The sequence below is a fragment of the Streptomyces sp. NPDC001816 genome, assembly GCF_042892235.1.
Lineage (GTDB): Bacteria > Actinomycetota > Actinomycetes > Streptomycetales > Streptomycetaceae > Streptomyces.
Map to the genome: position 1 here is coordinate 68,121 of NZ_JBIATY010000011.1, position 15,951 is coordinate 84,071.

General features: G+C 70.1%; 12 protein-coding genes. 5 read left to right on the forward strand and 7 right to left on the reverse strand.

Annotated elements, in window-relative coordinates; genetic code table 11:
• The first annotated feature begins 64 nt into the window (after positions 1 to 64).
• Positions 65 to 235 carry a hypothetical protein gene (locus ACFYZZ_RS32640; RefSeq protein ID WP_386574260.1) on the forward strand — a complete coding sequence of 57 codons (171 nt, stop codon included), beginning with the start codon at positions 65 to 67 and terminating at the stop codon, positions 233 to 235.
• 71 nt (positions 236 to 306) lie between these two features.
• Here ACFYZZ_RS32640 and dnaE read toward each other — a convergent pair whose 3' ends face one another.
• Positions 307 to 3,846 carry a DNA polymerase III subunit alpha gene (gene dnaE, locus ACFYZZ_RS32645; RefSeq protein WP_389183663.1) on the reverse strand — a complete coding sequence of 1,180 codons (3,540 nt, stop codon included), beginning with the start codon at positions 3,844 to 3,846 and terminating at the stop codon, positions 307 to 309.
• Between the two features lie 170 nt (positions 3,847 to 4,016).
• On the opposite strand from dnaE, the gene ACFYZZ_RS32650 reads away from it, so the two are divergent.
• The 4 genes from ACFYZZ_RS32650 (at position 4,017) to ACFYZZ_RS32665 (ending at position 8,732) form a co-directional block, all read left to right on the forward strand.
• Entirely contained in the window at positions 4,017 to 5,342 is a 1,326-nt protein-coding gene (locus tag ACFYZZ_RS32650) for a DUF2252 domain-containing protein (RefSeq protein WP_389183666.1), read from the forward strand.
• A gap of 67 nt (positions 5,343 to 5,409) precedes the next feature.
• Positions 5,410 to 6,093: a hypothetical protein gene (locus ACFYZZ_RS32655; protein ID WP_389183669.1), complete on the forward strand. Its 684-nt coding sequence runs from the start codon at positions 5,410 to 5,412 to the stop codon at positions 6,091 to 6,093.
• A gap of 66 nt (positions 6,094 to 6,159) precedes the next feature.
• Positions 6,160 to 6,969, forward strand: a complete 810-nt coding sequence (locus ACFYZZ_RS32660; protein WP_389183671.1) for a thioredoxin domain-containing protein — start codon at positions 6,160 to 6,162, stop codon at positions 6,967 to 6,969.
• Between the two features lie 92 nt (positions 6,970 to 7,061).
• On the forward strand, positions 7,062 to 8,732 hold the full coding sequence (locus ACFYZZ_RS32665; RefSeq protein WP_389183673.1) for an alkaline phosphatase D family protein: 1,671 nt from the start codon (positions 7,062 to 7,064) through the stop codon (positions 8,730 to 8,732).
• Positions 8,733 to 8,824: 92 nt separating this feature from the next.
• On the opposite strand, the gene ACFYZZ_RS32670 is transcribed toward ACFYZZ_RS32665, so the two are convergent.
• The 6 genes from ACFYZZ_RS32670 to ACFYZZ_RS32695 all read right to left on the reverse strand — a co-directional run bounded on the left by ACFYZZ_RS32670 (position 8,825) and on the right by ACFYZZ_RS32695 (position 15,392).
• Positions 8,825 to 9,403 carry a dienelactone hydrolase family protein gene (locus ACFYZZ_RS32670; protein WP_389183675.1) on the reverse strand — a complete coding sequence of 193 codons (579 nt, stop codon included), beginning with the start codon at positions 9,401 to 9,403 and terminating at the stop codon, positions 8,825 to 8,827.
• Between the two features lie 235 nt (positions 9,404 to 9,638).
• Positions 9,639 to 11,225, reverse strand: a complete 1,587-nt coding sequence (locus tag ACFYZZ_RS32675) for a Na+/H+ antiporter (RefSeq protein WP_389183678.1) — start codon at positions 11,223 to 11,225, stop codon at positions 9,639 to 9,641.
• Between the two features lie 85 nt (positions 11,226 to 11,310).
• Positions 11,311 to 11,778 (reverse strand): GNAT family N-acetyltransferase, encoded by a 468-nt coding sequence (locus tag ACFYZZ_RS32680; protein ID WP_389183680.1) that lies wholly within the window; start codon positions 11,776 to 11,778, stop codon positions 11,311 to 11,313.
• Positions 11,775 to 12,719 (reverse strand): RluA family pseudouridine synthase, encoded by a 945-nt coding sequence (locus tag ACFYZZ_RS32685; protein WP_389183683.1) that lies wholly within the window; start codon positions 12,717 to 12,719, stop codon positions 11,775 to 11,777. Before ACFYZZ_RS32685 ends, ACFYZZ_RS32680 begins: the two co-directional genes overlap by 4 nt.
• A 74-nt stretch (positions 12,720 to 12,793) precedes the next feature.
• Entirely contained in the window at positions 12,794 to 13,396 is a 603-nt protein-coding gene (lspA, locus tag ACFYZZ_RS32690) for a signal peptidase II (RefSeq protein ID WP_386574270.1), read from the reverse strand.
• Positions 13,397 to 13,463: 67 nt separating this feature from the next.
• Entirely contained in the window at positions 13,464 to 15,392 is a 1,929-nt protein-coding gene (locus tag ACFYZZ_RS32695; RefSeq protein WP_389183686.1) for a TraR/DksA C4-type zinc finger protein, read from the reverse strand.
• Between the last annotated feature and the right edge of the window lie 559 nt (positions 15,393 to 15,951).

Here is a 15,951-nt window from a genome sequence, read left to right on the forward strand (position 1 = left end):
TGTCAGCTTATGTGAATCTGGTCGCGGCCCTGGCCCCTAGATCCCCCACAGGAGGCAGATCACCATGGCCAAGAACAAGAACCGCAAGCAGGGCAGCCAGCAGCGCTCGCAGGCCCAGCAGGCCCAGGAGCACACGCAGCGTTCGTCCTCGGAGGCGCACGAGTCCCCGATGCACGTCCCGGGCAGCCCGGCGGATGTTGCTCGTAAGAAGCAGCAGCGCTTCGGCCACAACTAAAGGGCAGTTGAAGCCCAGGCACACGGAAGGGGCGCACCCGTCGAGGGTGCGCCCCTTCCCGCCGCATGGGCTCAGCCCGCCAGGCAGGACGGGCCGAGCAGCACCTTCAGATCTCCGAAGAGCGCCGGATCCGGCTTCACACGGTGCCGGTCCAGCCGGAGCACCGTCGTCTTCGTCGGCCCCTGGAGCTTGATGCGGACCTCGCTCTCGCCCCTGTGATGGCTGAGGATCTCGCCGAGGCGGCTGACCATCGGCGGGGTGACCTTGACCGCCGGGATGGTGAGGATCACCGGCGCGTTGGTGCCCGCGTTCGACAGGTCGGGCACCTGCAGCTCCATTGCGACCAGCCGCGGCACGTCCTCGCGCTTGTCGAGCCGGCCCTTGACGAACACGACCGCGTCCTCGACGAGTTGGGTCGACACGAGCTGGTACGTCGCCGGGAAGAACATGCACTCGATGGAACCGGCGAGGTCCTCGACCGTGGCGATCGCCCAGGCGTTGCCCTGCTTGGTCATCTTGCGCTGCAGGCCCGAGATGATGCCGCCGATGGTGACCACCGCGCCGTCCGCGTGCTCACCTCCGGTGAGCTGGGCGATGCCCGCGTCGGCCTTGTCGGACAGCACGTGCTCCAGGCCGAAGAGCGGGTGGTCGGAGACGTACAGACCGAGCATCTCCCGCTCCTGGGCGAGGAGGTAGGTCTTGTCCCACTCCTCGTCGGTGAACTGCACGTCGAGTCCGAAGCCGGGCTCGTCGCTCTGCTCCTCGCCCATGCCGCCGAAGAGGTCGAACTGCCCCTCGGCCTCCTTGCGCTTGACCGCGACCACGTTGTCGATCATCGGCTCGTACTGCGCGGTGAGGCCCTTGCGGGTGTGCCCCATGGTGTCGAAGGCGCCGGCCTTGATCAGGGATTCCGTGGTGCGCTTGTTGCACGCGACCGCCTCGACCTTGTCGAGGTAGTCGGGGAAGGAGGAGTACTTGCCCTTCGCCTTGCGGCTCTTGATGATCGACTCGACCACGTTGGTGCCGACGTTGCGCACCGCTTCGAGGCCGAAGAGGATCACGTCGTCGCCCTGGGCGGCGAAGTTGTGCACCGACTCGTTGACGTTCGGCGGGAGCACCTTGATGCCCATGCGGCGGCACTCGTTGAGGTAGATCGCCGACTTGTCCTTGTCGTCCTTGACCGAGGTCAGCAGGGCGGCCATGTACTCGGCGGGGTAGTTCGCCTTGAGGTACGCGGTCCAGTACGACACCAGGCCGTACGCGGCCGAGTGGGCCTTGTTGAAGGCGTAGCCGGCGAAGGGGACCAGCACGTCCCACAGGGCCTGGATCGCCTCGTCGCTGTAGCCGTTCTTGCGGGCGCCGGCCTGGAAGATGGTGAAGTTCTTCGCCAGTTCGTCGGGCTTCTTCTTGCCCATGACGCGGCGGAGGATGTCGGCCTCGCCGAGCGAGTAGCCGGCGATGATCTGGGCGGCCTTCTGCACCTGCTCCTGGTAGACGATCAGGCCGTAGGTGACCGCGAGGACCTCTTCGAGGGGCTCCTCCAGCTCCTTGTGGATCGGCGTGATCTCCTGCTGCTTGTTCTTGCGCAGCGCGTAGTTCGTATGGGAGTTCATGCCCATCGGGCCCGGGCGGTACAGGGCCGACACGGCGGAGATGTCTTCGAAGTTGTCGGGCTTCATCAGCCGGAGCAGGGAGCGCATGGGGCCGCCGTCGAACTGGAAGACGCCGAGGGTGTCGCCGCGCTGGAGCAGTTCGAAGGTCGTCGGGTCGTCGAGCGGGAGGCCGAGGAGGTCGATGTCGACCCCCTTGTTGGCCTTCACCATCTTGACGGCGTCGTCCATGATCGTGAGGTTGCGCAGGCCCAGGAAGTCCATCTTCAGCAGGCCGAGCGACTCGCAGCTCGGGTAGTCCCACTGGGTGATGGTCACACCGTCGGTGTGCCGCACCCACACCGGGACGTGCTCGGTGATGGTCTCGCTGGACATGATCACGCCGGCCGCGTGGACGCCCATCTGCCGGACCAGGCCCTCCACACCGCGCGCGGTGTCGATGACCTTCTTCACGTCCGGCTCGTTCTCGTACATCCCGCGGACCTCGCCGGCCTCGCTGTAGCGCGGGTGGCTGGGGTCGGTGATGCCGGAGAGCGGGATGCCCTTGCCGAGGACGTCGGCGGGCATGGCCTTGGTGATGCGGTCGCCCATCGCGTACGGGTAGCCCAGCACGCGCGCGGAGTCCTTGATCGCGTTCTTGGCCTTGATGGTGCCGTAGGTGCCGATCATGGCGACCTTGTCGGCGCCGTACTTCTCGGTCACGTACCTGATCACCTCGACGCGCCTGCGCTCGTCGAAGTCGATGTCGACATCGGGCATGGAGATGCGCTCGGGGTTGAGGAACCGCTCGAAGATCAGGCCGTGCGGGATCGGGTCGAGGTCGGTGATGCCCATGGCGTAGGCGACGATCGAACCGGCCGCGGAGCCTCGGCCGGGGCCGACGGCGATGCCGTTGTTCTTGGCCCACATGATGAAGTCGGCGACCACGAGGAAGTAGCCGGGGAAGCCCATCGAGATGATGACGTCCATCTCGTAGTCGGCCTGCTTCTGGCGGTCGTCGGGGATGCCGCCGGGGAAGCGGCGCTCCATGCCGCGGCGCACTTCCTCCTTGAACCAGGTGACCTCGGTGTAGCCCTCGGGGATGTCGAACTTGGGCATGAGGTCGCGCTTCTCGAACATGCCGGTGGTGTCCACCATCTCGGCGACGAGGAGCGTGTTGGCGCAGCCCTCCTGCCAGGCGTCCGAGGAGTCGATGGCGTACATCTCGTCCGTGGACTTCAGGTAGTAGCCGGTGCCGTCGAACTTGAAGCGGTCCGGGTCGGAGAGGTTCTTGCCGGTCTGGATGCACAGCAGGGCGTCGTGGGCGCCGGCCTCGTGCGCGTAGGTGTAGTGCGAGTCGTTGGTGACCAGCGGCGGGATGCCGAGCTTCTTGCCGATGTCGAGGAGGCCCTGACGGACCCGGTGCTCGATCTCGATGCCGTGGTCCATCAGCTCCAGGAAGTACCGGTCCTTGCCGAAGATGTCCTGGTAGTCGGCGGCGGCCTTGAGGGCCTCCTCCTCCTGGCCGAGGCGGAGCCGGGTCTGCACCTCACCCGAGGGGCAGCCGGTGGAGGCGACGATGCCCTCGGACCACTGGGCGATGGTCTCCTTGTCCATCCGGGGCCACTTCTGCAGCCAGCCCTCGGCGTAGGCGTCGGAGGAGAGCCGGAAGAGGTTGTGCAGGCCCGTCCTGTTCACGGCCCACATCGTCTTGTGGGTGTAACCACCGGAACCGGAGACGTCGTCGCGCTTCTGGTGCGGCTGGCCCCACTGGATCTTGCGTTTGTTGCGCCGGGACTCGGGGGCGACATACGCCTCGATCCCGATGATCGGGGTGATTCCGGCCTTCTTCGCGCTGTGGAAGAAGTCGTACGCGCCGTGGAGGTTGCCGTGGTCGGACATGGCGATGTGCGTCATGCCCATCTCATTGCAGGCGTTGAACATGTCCTTGAGCCGCGCGGCACCGTCCAGCAGCGAGTACTGGGTGTGGACGTGCAGGTGCGTGAAGGGCGGCTTTGACACGGTGAGGCCTCCAGGGGAAACACTCGGCGAAGGGGTGGCGGACAGTTCTGGGGTCAGCGTCGAAGTCTATGCCTCGGGACTGACACTCCACGGGCACTCCCACGTACCTTCGTGCGTTGGAGACGGCAGAAACGCTGTCGTACAGGCACTGCACCAGGAGGCACCCCGCGATGTCGGTATCCCAGCTCAACGACGAGCAGCGCGGCGAGGAGATCCTCGCCGTCTTCGACACCGCCTTCGGCCGGCTCCTGGCCGCCGACCCGGCCGCGTTCCGGGTGAAGTTCCGGAAGATGGCGGCCTCGGCGTTCGCGTTCTACCGGGGCACGGCGGCCCTCTTCTACCACGACCTCGACGCTGAGAAGCGCGGCGGCCCGTACCTGGACGACCGCACCTCGCGGGTGTGGATCCACGGCGACCTGCACGCCGAGAACTTCGGCACCTACATGGACTCCAACGGCCGCCTGGTCTTCAACGTCAACGACTTCGACGAGGCCTACGTCGGCCCGTTCACCTGGGACCTGAAGCGCTTCGCCGCCTCCGTCGCACTCATCGGGTACGCGAAGGCGCTCAGCGACGAGCAGATCACCGAGCTGGTGACGGTCTACGCGGCCGCCTACCGCGAGCGCATCCACGCCCTGGCCACGGGCGCCAAGCGGGACGAGGTGCCGCCGTTCACGCTGGACACCGCGCAGGGTCCCCTCCTGGACGCGCTGCGTGACGCGCGCTCGCTGACCCGCTTCGGGCTGCTGGACTCGATGACCGAGATCCGCGACTTCGAGCGCCGCTTCGCATCGGGCGGCGGCTCCATCGAGCTGGACGCCGCCACCCGCTACAAGGTGCTGGCGGCCTTCGACGGCTACCTGGAGACCCTTCCGGACTCCTCCCTGACCCGCCCGGACTCGTACCGGGTGAAGGACGTCGTGGGCCGTCGCGGCATCGGCATCGGCTCGGCCGGCCTGCCGTCGTACAACATCCTCCTGGAGGGCCACAGCGACGCCCTGGAGAACGACGTCGTGATCTACATCAAGCAGGCCCAGACCCCGGCCGTCTCCCGGCACATCACGGACCCGGCGATCGCGGAGTACTTCCAGCACGAGGGCCACCGCACGGTGATCTCCCAGCGCGCCCTGCAGGCGCACGCCGACCCGTGGCTGGGCTGGACCGAGCTGGACGGCGCGGGCCAGCTGGTCGCCGAGGTCTCGCCGTACGCGGTCGACCTGGACTGGGGCGACATCGACGACCCGGAGGAGATCGCGGCCGTCGTCGCCGACCTCGGCCGGGCCACGGCCACGATGCACGCGGCGGCGGACGACACCTCCGGCGAGTCCCTGGTGCCGTTCTCCACCGAGCGGGCCATCGACGCGGCGCTCGCGGCCGACGAGGAGGGCTTCGCGCCCCTGCTGGTGGACTTCGCGCACGGGTACGGCGCACGCGCGCGTGCCGACCACCAGATCTTCGTCGACCTGTTCCGCAACGGCCGGATTCCGGGGCTGTAACCTCGCACACTCACAGGCACTCTTTAGGGGTCTCTTACTCGCGTACGTGACAGACTCTGCTCTCGCAATGGACATTTCCGGGACCCAGCTCAGAGCCGTGCGCGCGGCGCTGTTCACGGCCGTGGTCGTGACGCTCAGCACCGCGTCGCACGTCCTGCTGTCCAGGGCCCCGCTGCCGGTGTCGACCGTCGCCGCGGTCGCCACCGGCGTGTTCCTGACCGCGTACGCGCTGGCGGGCCGCGAGCGTGGCTTCGGCCGGATCGCTGCCCTGCTGATCCCGCTGGAGCTGGCCGCGGACACGGTGTTCACCACGGGCCAGCACGCCTGTTACGGCAGGGCGGGCGGGCCGGTCGCCGGACCACTGCGCGCCCTCGGCCTGGACGTGCTGTGCCAGGGCAGCGTGGGCACCCCGCTCGCCCAGGTGACGGGCGCCTCGGGCCGTGGCGGCGCGGCACTGCTCGCGCACGCCAGCCCGGCCGCCGCCTGGCTGCTGCTCGCCGCGCACATCGGCGTGGGGCTGCTGGCCGCCGCCTGGCTGCGCCGGGGCGAGCGGGCCCTGACCCAGCTGCTGCGCGCGGTCGCCGCCACCACCTTCCGGCCGCTGCTGCTGGCGGTGGCCGCGGTCGCCGTACGACTCCTACCGGCGCGCCGGCTGCCGCGCCCGGCCCTGCGCCCGGTCACCGCGCGCGACCGGCTCCTCGTGCACTCCCTGGGACGGCGTGGACCGCCGTGCTCACCGGCATTCGCCTGAGCACGATCAGTCCCCCATACGTATCCCGCGTACGACGTGTGCGCGTCCCACATGGAGATCACCAACATGAGCAAGCGGAACAGCCAGTCGGCGAAGACGGCGGCCCGGGAGCGGCTGCGCCAGGAGCGCGAGCGGCAGGCCAAGCGCGACAGGGCCAGGCGGCAGGTCATCGTGGCCGCCTCGGTCGTGGGCGTGCTGGCCGCGGCCGGCGGCATCGGCTACGCGGTCGTCCAGATGAACAAGCCCAGCTACTGGGAGGCCCTGAAGGACGCGTCGGTCGTCGCCCCGGCCAACACCACGGGCACGAAGGGCACCACCGTCGTCATCGGCAAGGACAGCGCCAAGAAGACCCTCAAGATCTACGAGGACCCGCGCTGCCCCGTGTGCGCCCAGTTCGAGCAGGTAGTCGGCTCGACCGTGAAGAAGGACATCGACGACGGCAAGTTCAAGCTCCAGTTCATCAGCGGCACGTTCCTCGACGCCCACGACAACGGCACCGGCTCCAAGAACGCGCTGAGCGCGCTGGGTGCCGCGCTCAACGTCAGCCCCGAGGCGTTCCTCGAGTACAAGACCGCGCTGTACTCCGCGAAGTGGCACCCGGACGAGCAGACGGACAAGTTCAAGGACGACAGCTACCTCATCAAGGTCGCCGACACCGTGCCCGCGCTGAAGAACAACACGAAGTTCCAGGACGCGGTCAAGAAGGGCACCTACGACGCCTGGGCGATGGCCATGTCGAAGACGTTCGACGACAACAAGGACGGCGTGACGGGCACCCCGAGCTTCGTCATGGACGGCAAGAAGCTCAGCGACGGCAAGGTGATCCTGACGGTGGCCGACTTCAACAGCGCCGTGGACGCGGCTCTCAAGGGTTGACGGCTCCTCAGAAACTGACCTTCACATGAAGAGCGGGCGAACTTTCGGAGTTCGCCCGCTCTGACGTGTACCGATCAGTAACCTGATCGGTCGTGACCAGTCGATACCAGCCATCCGAGGCCGCAAAGCGCCTCAACTCCCTGTCGCCCCGCCGCCGTACGGTCGTCAAGGCCGCGGCGGCGACTGCTGTCCTGGCCGGACCGCTCGCCGCCGCCCTGCCGGCGCGCGCCGCCACGGACGCCCCCGCCTTCCTGCACGGCGTCGCCTCCGGCGACCCGCTGCCCGACGGCGTGCTGCTGTGGACCCGGGTGACCCCCACCCCGCAGGCGATACCCGGCTCCGGGATCGGCCCGGACACCGAAGTGAGCTGGGTCGTCGCCAAGGACAAGGCGCTGACGAACGTCGTCGCCAAGGGCTCGACCAAGGCGACCGCCGCCTCCGACCACACCGTCAAGGCCGACATCCGCGGCCTGGAACCGGCCACCGACTACTGGTTCCGCTTCTCGGCCGGCGGCACGAACTCCCCGGTGGCGCGTACCCGCACCGCGCCGGCGGCGGACGCTGCCGTCTCCGGCCTGCGCTTCGGCGTGGTCTCCTGCGCCAACTGGGAGGCCGGCTACTTCTCCGCCTACCGCCACCTCGCGGCCCGCACCGACCTCGACGCCTGGCTGCATCTCGGCGACTACATCTACGAGTACAAGTCCGGCGAGTACGCGGCCCGGGGCACGGTCGTCCGCCCGCACGCGCCGGCGAACGAGATCCTCACGCTCGCCGACTACCGGATCCGGCACGCGAAGTACAAGACCGACCCCGACCTGCAGGCGCTGCACCTGAAGGCACCAGTCATCGCGATCTGGGACGACCACGAGTTCGCCGACAACGCCTGGTCGGGCGGCGCGGTCAACCACACCGAGGGCGCCGAGGGCACCTGGACGGACCGCCAGGCCGCCGCCAAGCAGGCCTACTTCGAGTGGATGCCGGTCCGCCCCGCGATCGCCGGCACCACCTACCGCCGGCTGCGCTTCGGCAAGCTCGCCGACCTCTCCCTGCTGGACCTGCGCTCCTTCCGCTCCCAGCAGGCCGGCACGGCGAGCGGTTCGGTGGACGACCCGAACCGTACGATCACCGGCCGGGCCCAGCTCGACTGGCTGAAGGCCGGGTTGAAGGCCTCCGACACCAAGTGGCGGCTGGTCGGCAACTCGGTGATGATCTCGCCGTTCTCCTTCGGCTCGCTCTCCGCCGACCTGTTCAAGCCCCTCGCCAAGCTGCTCGGACTGCCGCAGGAGGGGATCGCCGCCAACACCGACCAGTGGGACGGCTACACCGACGACCGCCGCGAGGTGCTGGACCACCTGCGCTCCAACGCCATCGGCAACACCGTCTTCCTGACCGGTGACATCCACATGGCGTGGGCCAACGACGTGCCGGTGGACGCGGGCACCTACCCGCTGTCGGCCTCGGCGGCCACCGAGTTCGTGGTCACCTCGGTGACCTCCGACAACCTCGACGACATCGTGAAGGTCCCCGAGGGCACCGTCTCCGCGATCGCCTCACCGGTCATCAAGGCGGCCAACCGGCACGTCCACTGGGTGGACACCGACCGCCACGGCTACGGCGTCCTGGACATCACCGCCGACCGTGCGCAGATGGACTACTACGTCCTGTCCGACCGCACGGATGCCGACGCGACCTCCTCCTGGGTGCGTTCGTACCGCACCCGCAGCGGCACGCAGAAGGTGGAGCGCACCTACGACCCGGTGTAGCCGATCGCTCCGGCTGGTCCGAGGCAACCACCGGCGCGAGAGTTCCGGCATCAGAGGGTGTGGCTGACAACTCGTCACCGAGGAGTGCCCGGCTACGCCGCCCGCAGGCCGTCGAGGAAGCCGAGCGCCACCCGCCAGGTGGCCTCGGCGGCCTCCCGGTCGTAGTCCGGCAGCTCGGGGTCGGTGTAGAGGTGCCCGGCGCCCGCATAGCGGTAGACCTCCACGTCGGCCCCGGCCCGGCCCATCTGCAGATACCAGGCGCTCAGCCAGTCGTCCGTCTCGAACGGGTCCGGCTCGGCGACGTGCAACTGCACGGGCAGCTCGTCCACCTGTACGTTCGGCGCGAGGTCCGAGGTGCCGTGCAGGAGCAGCAGACCGCGTGCCTTCTCGTCGCCGAGGGCCAGGGTCTGCGCGATGGAGGCGCCGAGCGAGAAGCCGGCGTACACGAGCCCCCGCTCCGAGTACGGCGCCGCCGCCAGCACGGCCCGCTTCAGCAACTCCTCCTTGCCGATCCGCTCCTTGAACTCCATCCCCTCCTCGACCGTGTCGAACGTGCGCCCCTCGAAGAGGTCCGGCGTCCACACCTCGTGGCCCGCCGCGCGCAGCCGGTCCGCGGCCTCGCGCACCGCGGGCCTGAGCCCATAGGCCGAATGCAAGAGCATGATGTTCATGAGGCCATGGTGCCAGCCGGGTACGACAACGCCGTAGCGCGGCCTCCCGCGGGGCGCCGCAAACACGCAGGTTGAGGAGCCGACGAACGAAGCTCGTCCTGTGCACCGCCCTGCGCGGGCCGGGATCGCCATGGACGAGACGCACGGAAAGCCGCCGACGGCGCCGCAGCCCCACGGCAAACGCCGACCTCTCGGCCGACTGGAAAACGGGTGGTGCGCGGGTGGGAGAAAAATCTCAACGCAGGCTCCGCACATCGAGATGCCTCAGCACCCGATCCACAATCTCGGGATCCGCCCCCGGCTCACTCCGCGCGGCCAACACCTCATGCCGGGCCGCACTCAACATCTCCCCCTGAATCCGCCGCACCCGCTTCACCCGCCGCTCCCTGTGCTGATGCGCCTCCCGCCGCTCCGTCTCCCCCAGGTCCGGGCTGATCCGGATCCCGATGTCGAAGGCCCGCCGCAACATCTGCTCGGCCAGCTCCTCCGGCAACTCCTCCACCTGCTCGATCTCCCGCAGCCTCCGTCTGGCGGCCTTCGTGGCCCGTCGCGCCAGCTCCTCCTCGAACTCCTTCTCCCGCTCGGAGTCCGCCCGCACCCCGAGCCGCTTCACCAGCCAGGGCAGGGTCAGCCCCTGCAGCACCAACGTGGCGATGATCACCCCGAACGCGATGAAGATGATCTCGTCGCGCTCGGGAAAGGGAGATCCGTCGTCCGTCCTGAGCGGGATCGCCAGCGCCAGCGCCACCGAGGCCACCCCGCGCATCCCGGACCACCACATCACCACGGTCTCCCGCCAGCCCACCGGGATCTCCTCGTCGTAGTCCCGCCGGGCGTGCAGCCGCTTGGTCAGCCAGGTCGCGGGCATCAGCCACAGCAGCCGTACGAGGACGACGACGCCGACGATGACGGCGGACCAGCCGAGCAGTTCCCCCCAGCGCCCGCTCGCCGTCCTGATCGCGTTGTGCAGTTCGAGGCCGATCAGCCCGAAGGCGACGCCGGTGACGAGCGTGTCGACGATGTCCCAGAAGGTGTACCCGGCCAGCCGGGTCATCACGTCGTCGGCGTCGGTGGCGTACTCGGCGAGGAAGAGGGCCGTGGTGAGCACGGCGAGCACCCCGGACCCCTGCAGCTCCTCCGCGAGCACGTAGGAGGCGTACGGCACCAGCAGGGTCATCCCGATCTGCAGGGTGGGGTCACCGAGCAGGTCCATCAGCTTGTTCGCGCCCCAGCCGAGCACCAGTCCCACCACGACCGCGACCACGGCCGACAGGACCAGGTCGAGACCGGCGTGCCAGGCCGAGAACTCCCCGCTCACGGCGGCGGCGATCGCCACGTGGTAGAGCACGATGGCCGTGACGTCGTTGAAGAGCCCCTCGCCCTCCAGGATCGACACCAGGCGGCGCGGCAGCCCGAGCTGCCCGGCGACGGCGGTGGCGGCGACCGGGTCGGGCGGGGCGATCAGCGCGCCCAGCGCGACGGCGGCGGCGACCGGCAGGCCCGGCACGATCGCATGGGCGACGGCCGCCACGCAGATCGTCGTCACGAAGACCAGCGCGACGGCCAGCAGGAAGATCGGCCGCTTGTTCGCCGTGAACTGCCGCCACGAGGTCCGTCGTACGGCGGCGTAGAGCAGTGGCGGCAGCAGGCCGGGCAGGATCAGCTCGGGCGGGATGTCCACGTCGGGCACGAAGGCGGTCACCGCCAGGACCCCGCCGAGCACGGTCATCAGCACCGGCGCCGGCAACCCGAGCCGTTCCCCCACCGGGACGCTCACCAGGGCCCCGAGCAGCACCACGAACAACAGAGCCAACTGGTCCACGGCCGGCGCTCCGGGAGTCGACGATCACACGGCAGGCGTCCAGCCTGCCACGGCCCTCGGCGCCCCGGCCGTCACGGCGCCTCGGCTACAGGACGCGCCGCATCGCCCGGTGCGGAATCCCGGCCTCCGGGTACTCCGGGCCGTACGCCTCGTACCCGAGGCGCTCGTAGAAGCCCAGGGCGTGGGTCTGCGCGTGCAGGTCCACCGCGGCCAGGCCACGCGCGCGTGCCGCCTCCTCGATGGCCCGCACCAGGGCCACGCCGACGCCCAGCCCGCGCGCCTCACGGGTGACGGCGAGCCGCCCCAGGGAGCCCACCGAGGCGTCCCCGCCGGTCTTCGCCGCGGCCGCCTCGCCGTACAGCAGGCGGCCGGTGCCGAGCGCCACGCCGTCCTCGCGGACCGCCAGCACATGCACGGCCGCGGCGTCGTACGCGTCGTACTCGATGTCCTGCGGGACGCCCTGCTCGACGACGAAGACGCTCTTGCGCACCGTGAAGCAGGCCTCGCGGTCGGCGGGGTCCTCGGCGATCCGGACGGTGTACGGCGTGCTCACGCCCACGTCTCCTCGCGTACCTGGTCGAGGGCGCTCTGCAGGTCCTCGGGGTAGTCGCAGGCGAACTCCACCCACTGCCCGTCCCCGGGGTGCTCGAAGCCGAGCCGCACCGCGTGCAGCCACTGGCGGGTCAGGTGCAGCCGCTTGGCGAGGGTCGGGTCGGCGCCGTACGTCAGGTCACCGACGCAGGGGTGGCGGTGGGCGGACATGTGGACGCGGATCTGGTGGGTGCGGCCGGTCTCCAGCTTCACGTCGAGCAGGGAGGCGGCGCGGAAGGCCTCGATGAGGTCGTAGTGGGTCACGGAGGGCTTGCCGTCGGCCGTGACCGCCCACTTGTAGTCGTGGTTCGGGTGGCGGCCGATGGGGGCGTCGATCGTGCCGCTCGTCGGGTCCGGGTGGCCCTGGACGAGGGTGTGGTAGCGCTTGTCGACCGTGCGCTCCTTGAACTGGCGCTTGAGCGACGTGTACGCGTACTCGGACTTCGCGACGACCATCAGGCCGGAGGTGCCGACGTCCAGGCGGTGCACGATGCCCTGGCGCTCGGCGGCGCCGGAGGTGGAGATCCGGTACCCGGCGGCGGCGAGACCGCCGATGACGGTCGGGCCGCTCCAGCCCGGCGAGGGGTGCGCGGCCACGCCGACCGGCTTGACGATCACGACCACGTCATCGTCGTCGTGCACGATCTCCATGCCCTCGACCGGCTCGGCGACCACCTGCACGGGCGCGGGTGCCTGGGGCATCTCGACCTCGAGCCAGGCGCCTCCGTGCACCCGCTCCGACTTGCCGACCACCGTCCCGTCGACCTGGACCTTGCCGGCCGCGGCCAGCTCCGCCGCCTTGGTGCGGGAGAAGCCGAACATGCGGGAGATGGCGGCGTCGACGCGCTCGCCCTCCAGGCCGTCGGGCACGGGCAGGGTACGGATCTCGGGAATCGTGCTCACCCGACGAGTATGCCGGACGGCTCCGACGGCCCCGAACGAGCCTGTGGACAACGCCCCCGCGGTGGCGGTCGGCGTCAGTCCTTGTGGACGGTGCCGTCGGGGTCCAGGCCGCGGAAGGACAGCAGCACGATCAGGATGCCGCCGCACACGATCGCCGAGTCGGCCAGGTTGAACACCGCGAAGCCCTTGGGTGCGATGAAGTCCACGACCTCGCCCTGGAAGATCCCGGGCTCCCGGAAGATCCGGTCGGTGAGGTTGCCGAGCGCGCCGCCGAGCAGCAGGCCGAGGGCGATCGCCCAGGGGAAGCTGTAGAGCTTGCGGGCCAGACGGATGATCACCACGATCACGGCGGCCGCGATCAGCGTGAAGATGATCGTGAAGGCCGCGCCGAAGCCGAAGGCCGCGCCCGGGTTGCGGATGGCGTGCAGCTCCAGCAGGTCCCCGATCACCTCGATCGGGGCGTGGTGCTCCAGCTTCGCGACCACGATCATCTTGCTGATCAGGTCGAGGGCGTACGCGAACGCGGCCACCGCGAACAGCACCGCGATCCGGCGCCCGCGCCCGGTCCGCTGCGGCGCCGCCGCCCCCTGCTCACCCGTGTCGGACACGCCGGACGTCTGCTCGCCGCTGTCGTCCGGGGTGTCCGGCGTACCGATGATGCGCTCCGCCTCTGCCACGTGAGTCCCTCAACCTAGGTGCCTGACTGAGGACGAGAGTACGGCACGTCCCGGCGGGCCCTGGTGCTCAGGAGCGACGTTCCTGCTTCTGCTTGCACTCCACGCACAGTGTGGCCCTCGGGAACGCCTGCATGCGGGCCTTGCCGATGGGGTTTCCGCAGTTCTCGCACAGGCCGTAGGTGCCCGCGTCGAGCCGTTCCAGGGCGCGCTCGGTCTGGATGAGCATCTCGCGCGCGTTGGCGGCCAGCGCCATCTCGTGCTCGCGCGTGATGTTCTTGGCTCCGGTGTCGGCCTGGTCGTCGCCCGCGCCGTCCCCGGACTCCCGCATCAGGCCCACGAGGGACGCCTCGGAGGAGCTGATCTCAGCTCGCAGCCGCTCCGCCTCGGACTCCAGCTCGGCACGGGCCTCCGCGACCTCGTCCGGGGTCCAGGGTTCCTCGCCCGGGCGCACCGCCAGCTCGCCGGGCTCCGCCGCGGCGACCCGCGCCTTGGGAACGGCGGTCTGCTCCGCCGTGGCCGTGCCAGGAGTCTTCTTCGCAACCACCGTCGTGGCTCCCGTCTGCTTCGCGGCCCGCGCCGCGCCCGCTTTCTTGGCCGTGCTCTTCCCTGCCGCCCTGGTGGAGACGCCCTCGCCAACCGCCTTCTTGCCGACGGCCTTCCTGGCAGCCTTCTTCACGACTCCACCGGCAACCGTCTCCTCGGCGGCCACCTCCACCGCCTTCCCGCCCCCCTTCTCGGCAACGGCGCCCTTCCCGGCCCTCTTCTTGCCGGCGGCCGTCCCCTTGGCACCCGTCTCCTTGCCCGCTGCCTTCTTGACCCCCGCCTCCGCGACCGACTCTTTGACTGCCGTCCCCTTGGCGGCCGTTTCCTTGGCGCTCGTCTCCTTGGCGGTCGTTTCCTTGGCCGCGCCCTTCTTGGGCACCGCTTTCGCAGCCGAGTCTTCGGCAGCCGCCTCCTTGGCCGCTGTCTTCTTGGCCGCAGCCTTCCTCGGTGCCGTCTCCTTGGCCGCTGACCTCCCGGCCGCCGTCTTCTCTGCCGCCGTCTTCACGGCTGCAGCCTCCTCGACCGCCCCTACGCCGGCCGCGGCCTTCCCGGCGCCCGCTCTCTTCCCAGCCGCCTTACCGGCCGCAGCCTGCTTGGCCACCGCGCCCTCAGCCGCAGCCTTCCCGGCGGCATGCTTCGTGTCCGCCTCCCCAGCCGCAACCTTCTTGCCCGCCGTCCTCCCGGCCGCCGCCTTCCCAGCCGCGACCTCCTCGACCACCCCCGCCTCGGCGGCAGCCTTCCCGGCGCCCGCTCTCTTCCCAGCCGCCCTACCTGCCGCAGCCGACTTGGCCACCGCGCCCTCAGCCGCAGCCTTCTTGCCCGCCGCCCTCCCAGCCGCGACCTCCTCGACCACCCCCGCCTGGACCGCAACCTTCCCAGCTGCCCTACCTGCCGCAGCCTGCTCGGCCACCGCGCCCTCAGCCGCCGCCTTCTTGCCCGCCGTCCTCCCAGCCGCCGCCTTCCCGGCCGCAGCCCCCTCGACCACCCCCGCCTCGGCCGCAACCTTCCCAGCGCCCGCCTTCCCGGCGGCAGGCTTCGTCCCCGCCTCCCCAGACGCCGTCTTCTTCCCTGCCTGCCCGACCGACGCGCTCGTCCCGGCTTCCTCGACCGCCGTGCTCTTGCCGGCGTCCACGACGGCCGTGCTCTTCCCGGCCCCCGCCGTAGAGCCCCTCTTGGCCGTCGAGCCCCTCTTCCGCTCGGTCTCCTCTGCGGCGGCCGCCCTCTTCGTGGCAGCGTTCGGCTGCTCCCCGGGCGGCTTCCTCGGTGTCTTGGTGGCTGCCGTGCCGCCTGGGGGGCGGTCGGAGCGTGCTGTTCCGTCGGCGCGGGAACGGACCGTTTTCACCGGTCCCGCCAGGCCGGCCGAGGCGGCACCCGCGCGCGTGGTCTTCTTGCGGCCGGCTCCCTGGGAGCGGCCGGTCGCCGGCTGCTGTACGGCGGTCTTCTTCGCCACCATGGCCGCGACCCCTTCACATATTGTGATCTTGCCCGCGAATCGTGCTGGGACGATAAATCGACTTGAGTCCCGCGGCAACGGGGCACACCGCCCGATTCGCCCGCCCGCACCCCCCGCGCAACGGACCTGCATCCGTTGTGCCCAGCTCCCCGCCGGGTAATCCGCCGAGCCGGGCGCGCCCGGATGCGCGCACCCGTACCCCTCGCCATTCGGGTCATCCCGCCGCCGCCCCGGCGGGGCCCCGAGCGGGCCCCGAAAAGCGGTCGGCCGCTGTCCGCGCGGCGCCGTACACTGGGCGGAGCGAAAAGCGTGGATGGGGACGAGTAGCGACGTACGCAGCCCAGAGCGACCCGGGGACGGTGTGAGCCCGGGGGTGAGCGCGACGTGAAGATCACCCCGGAGCCGCCGGAAGAAAGCCGTGGAGGACCCACGGCGAGTAGAGCCGGCTTCGCGACCCCAATGAGGGGGCTCACCGGCGCGTACGGCGCGGCGGGGAGCCAAGGAGGGTGGTACCGCGGGAGCGCGCCGCACACGGCGTAGCAGGAATGAAGGCTCTCGT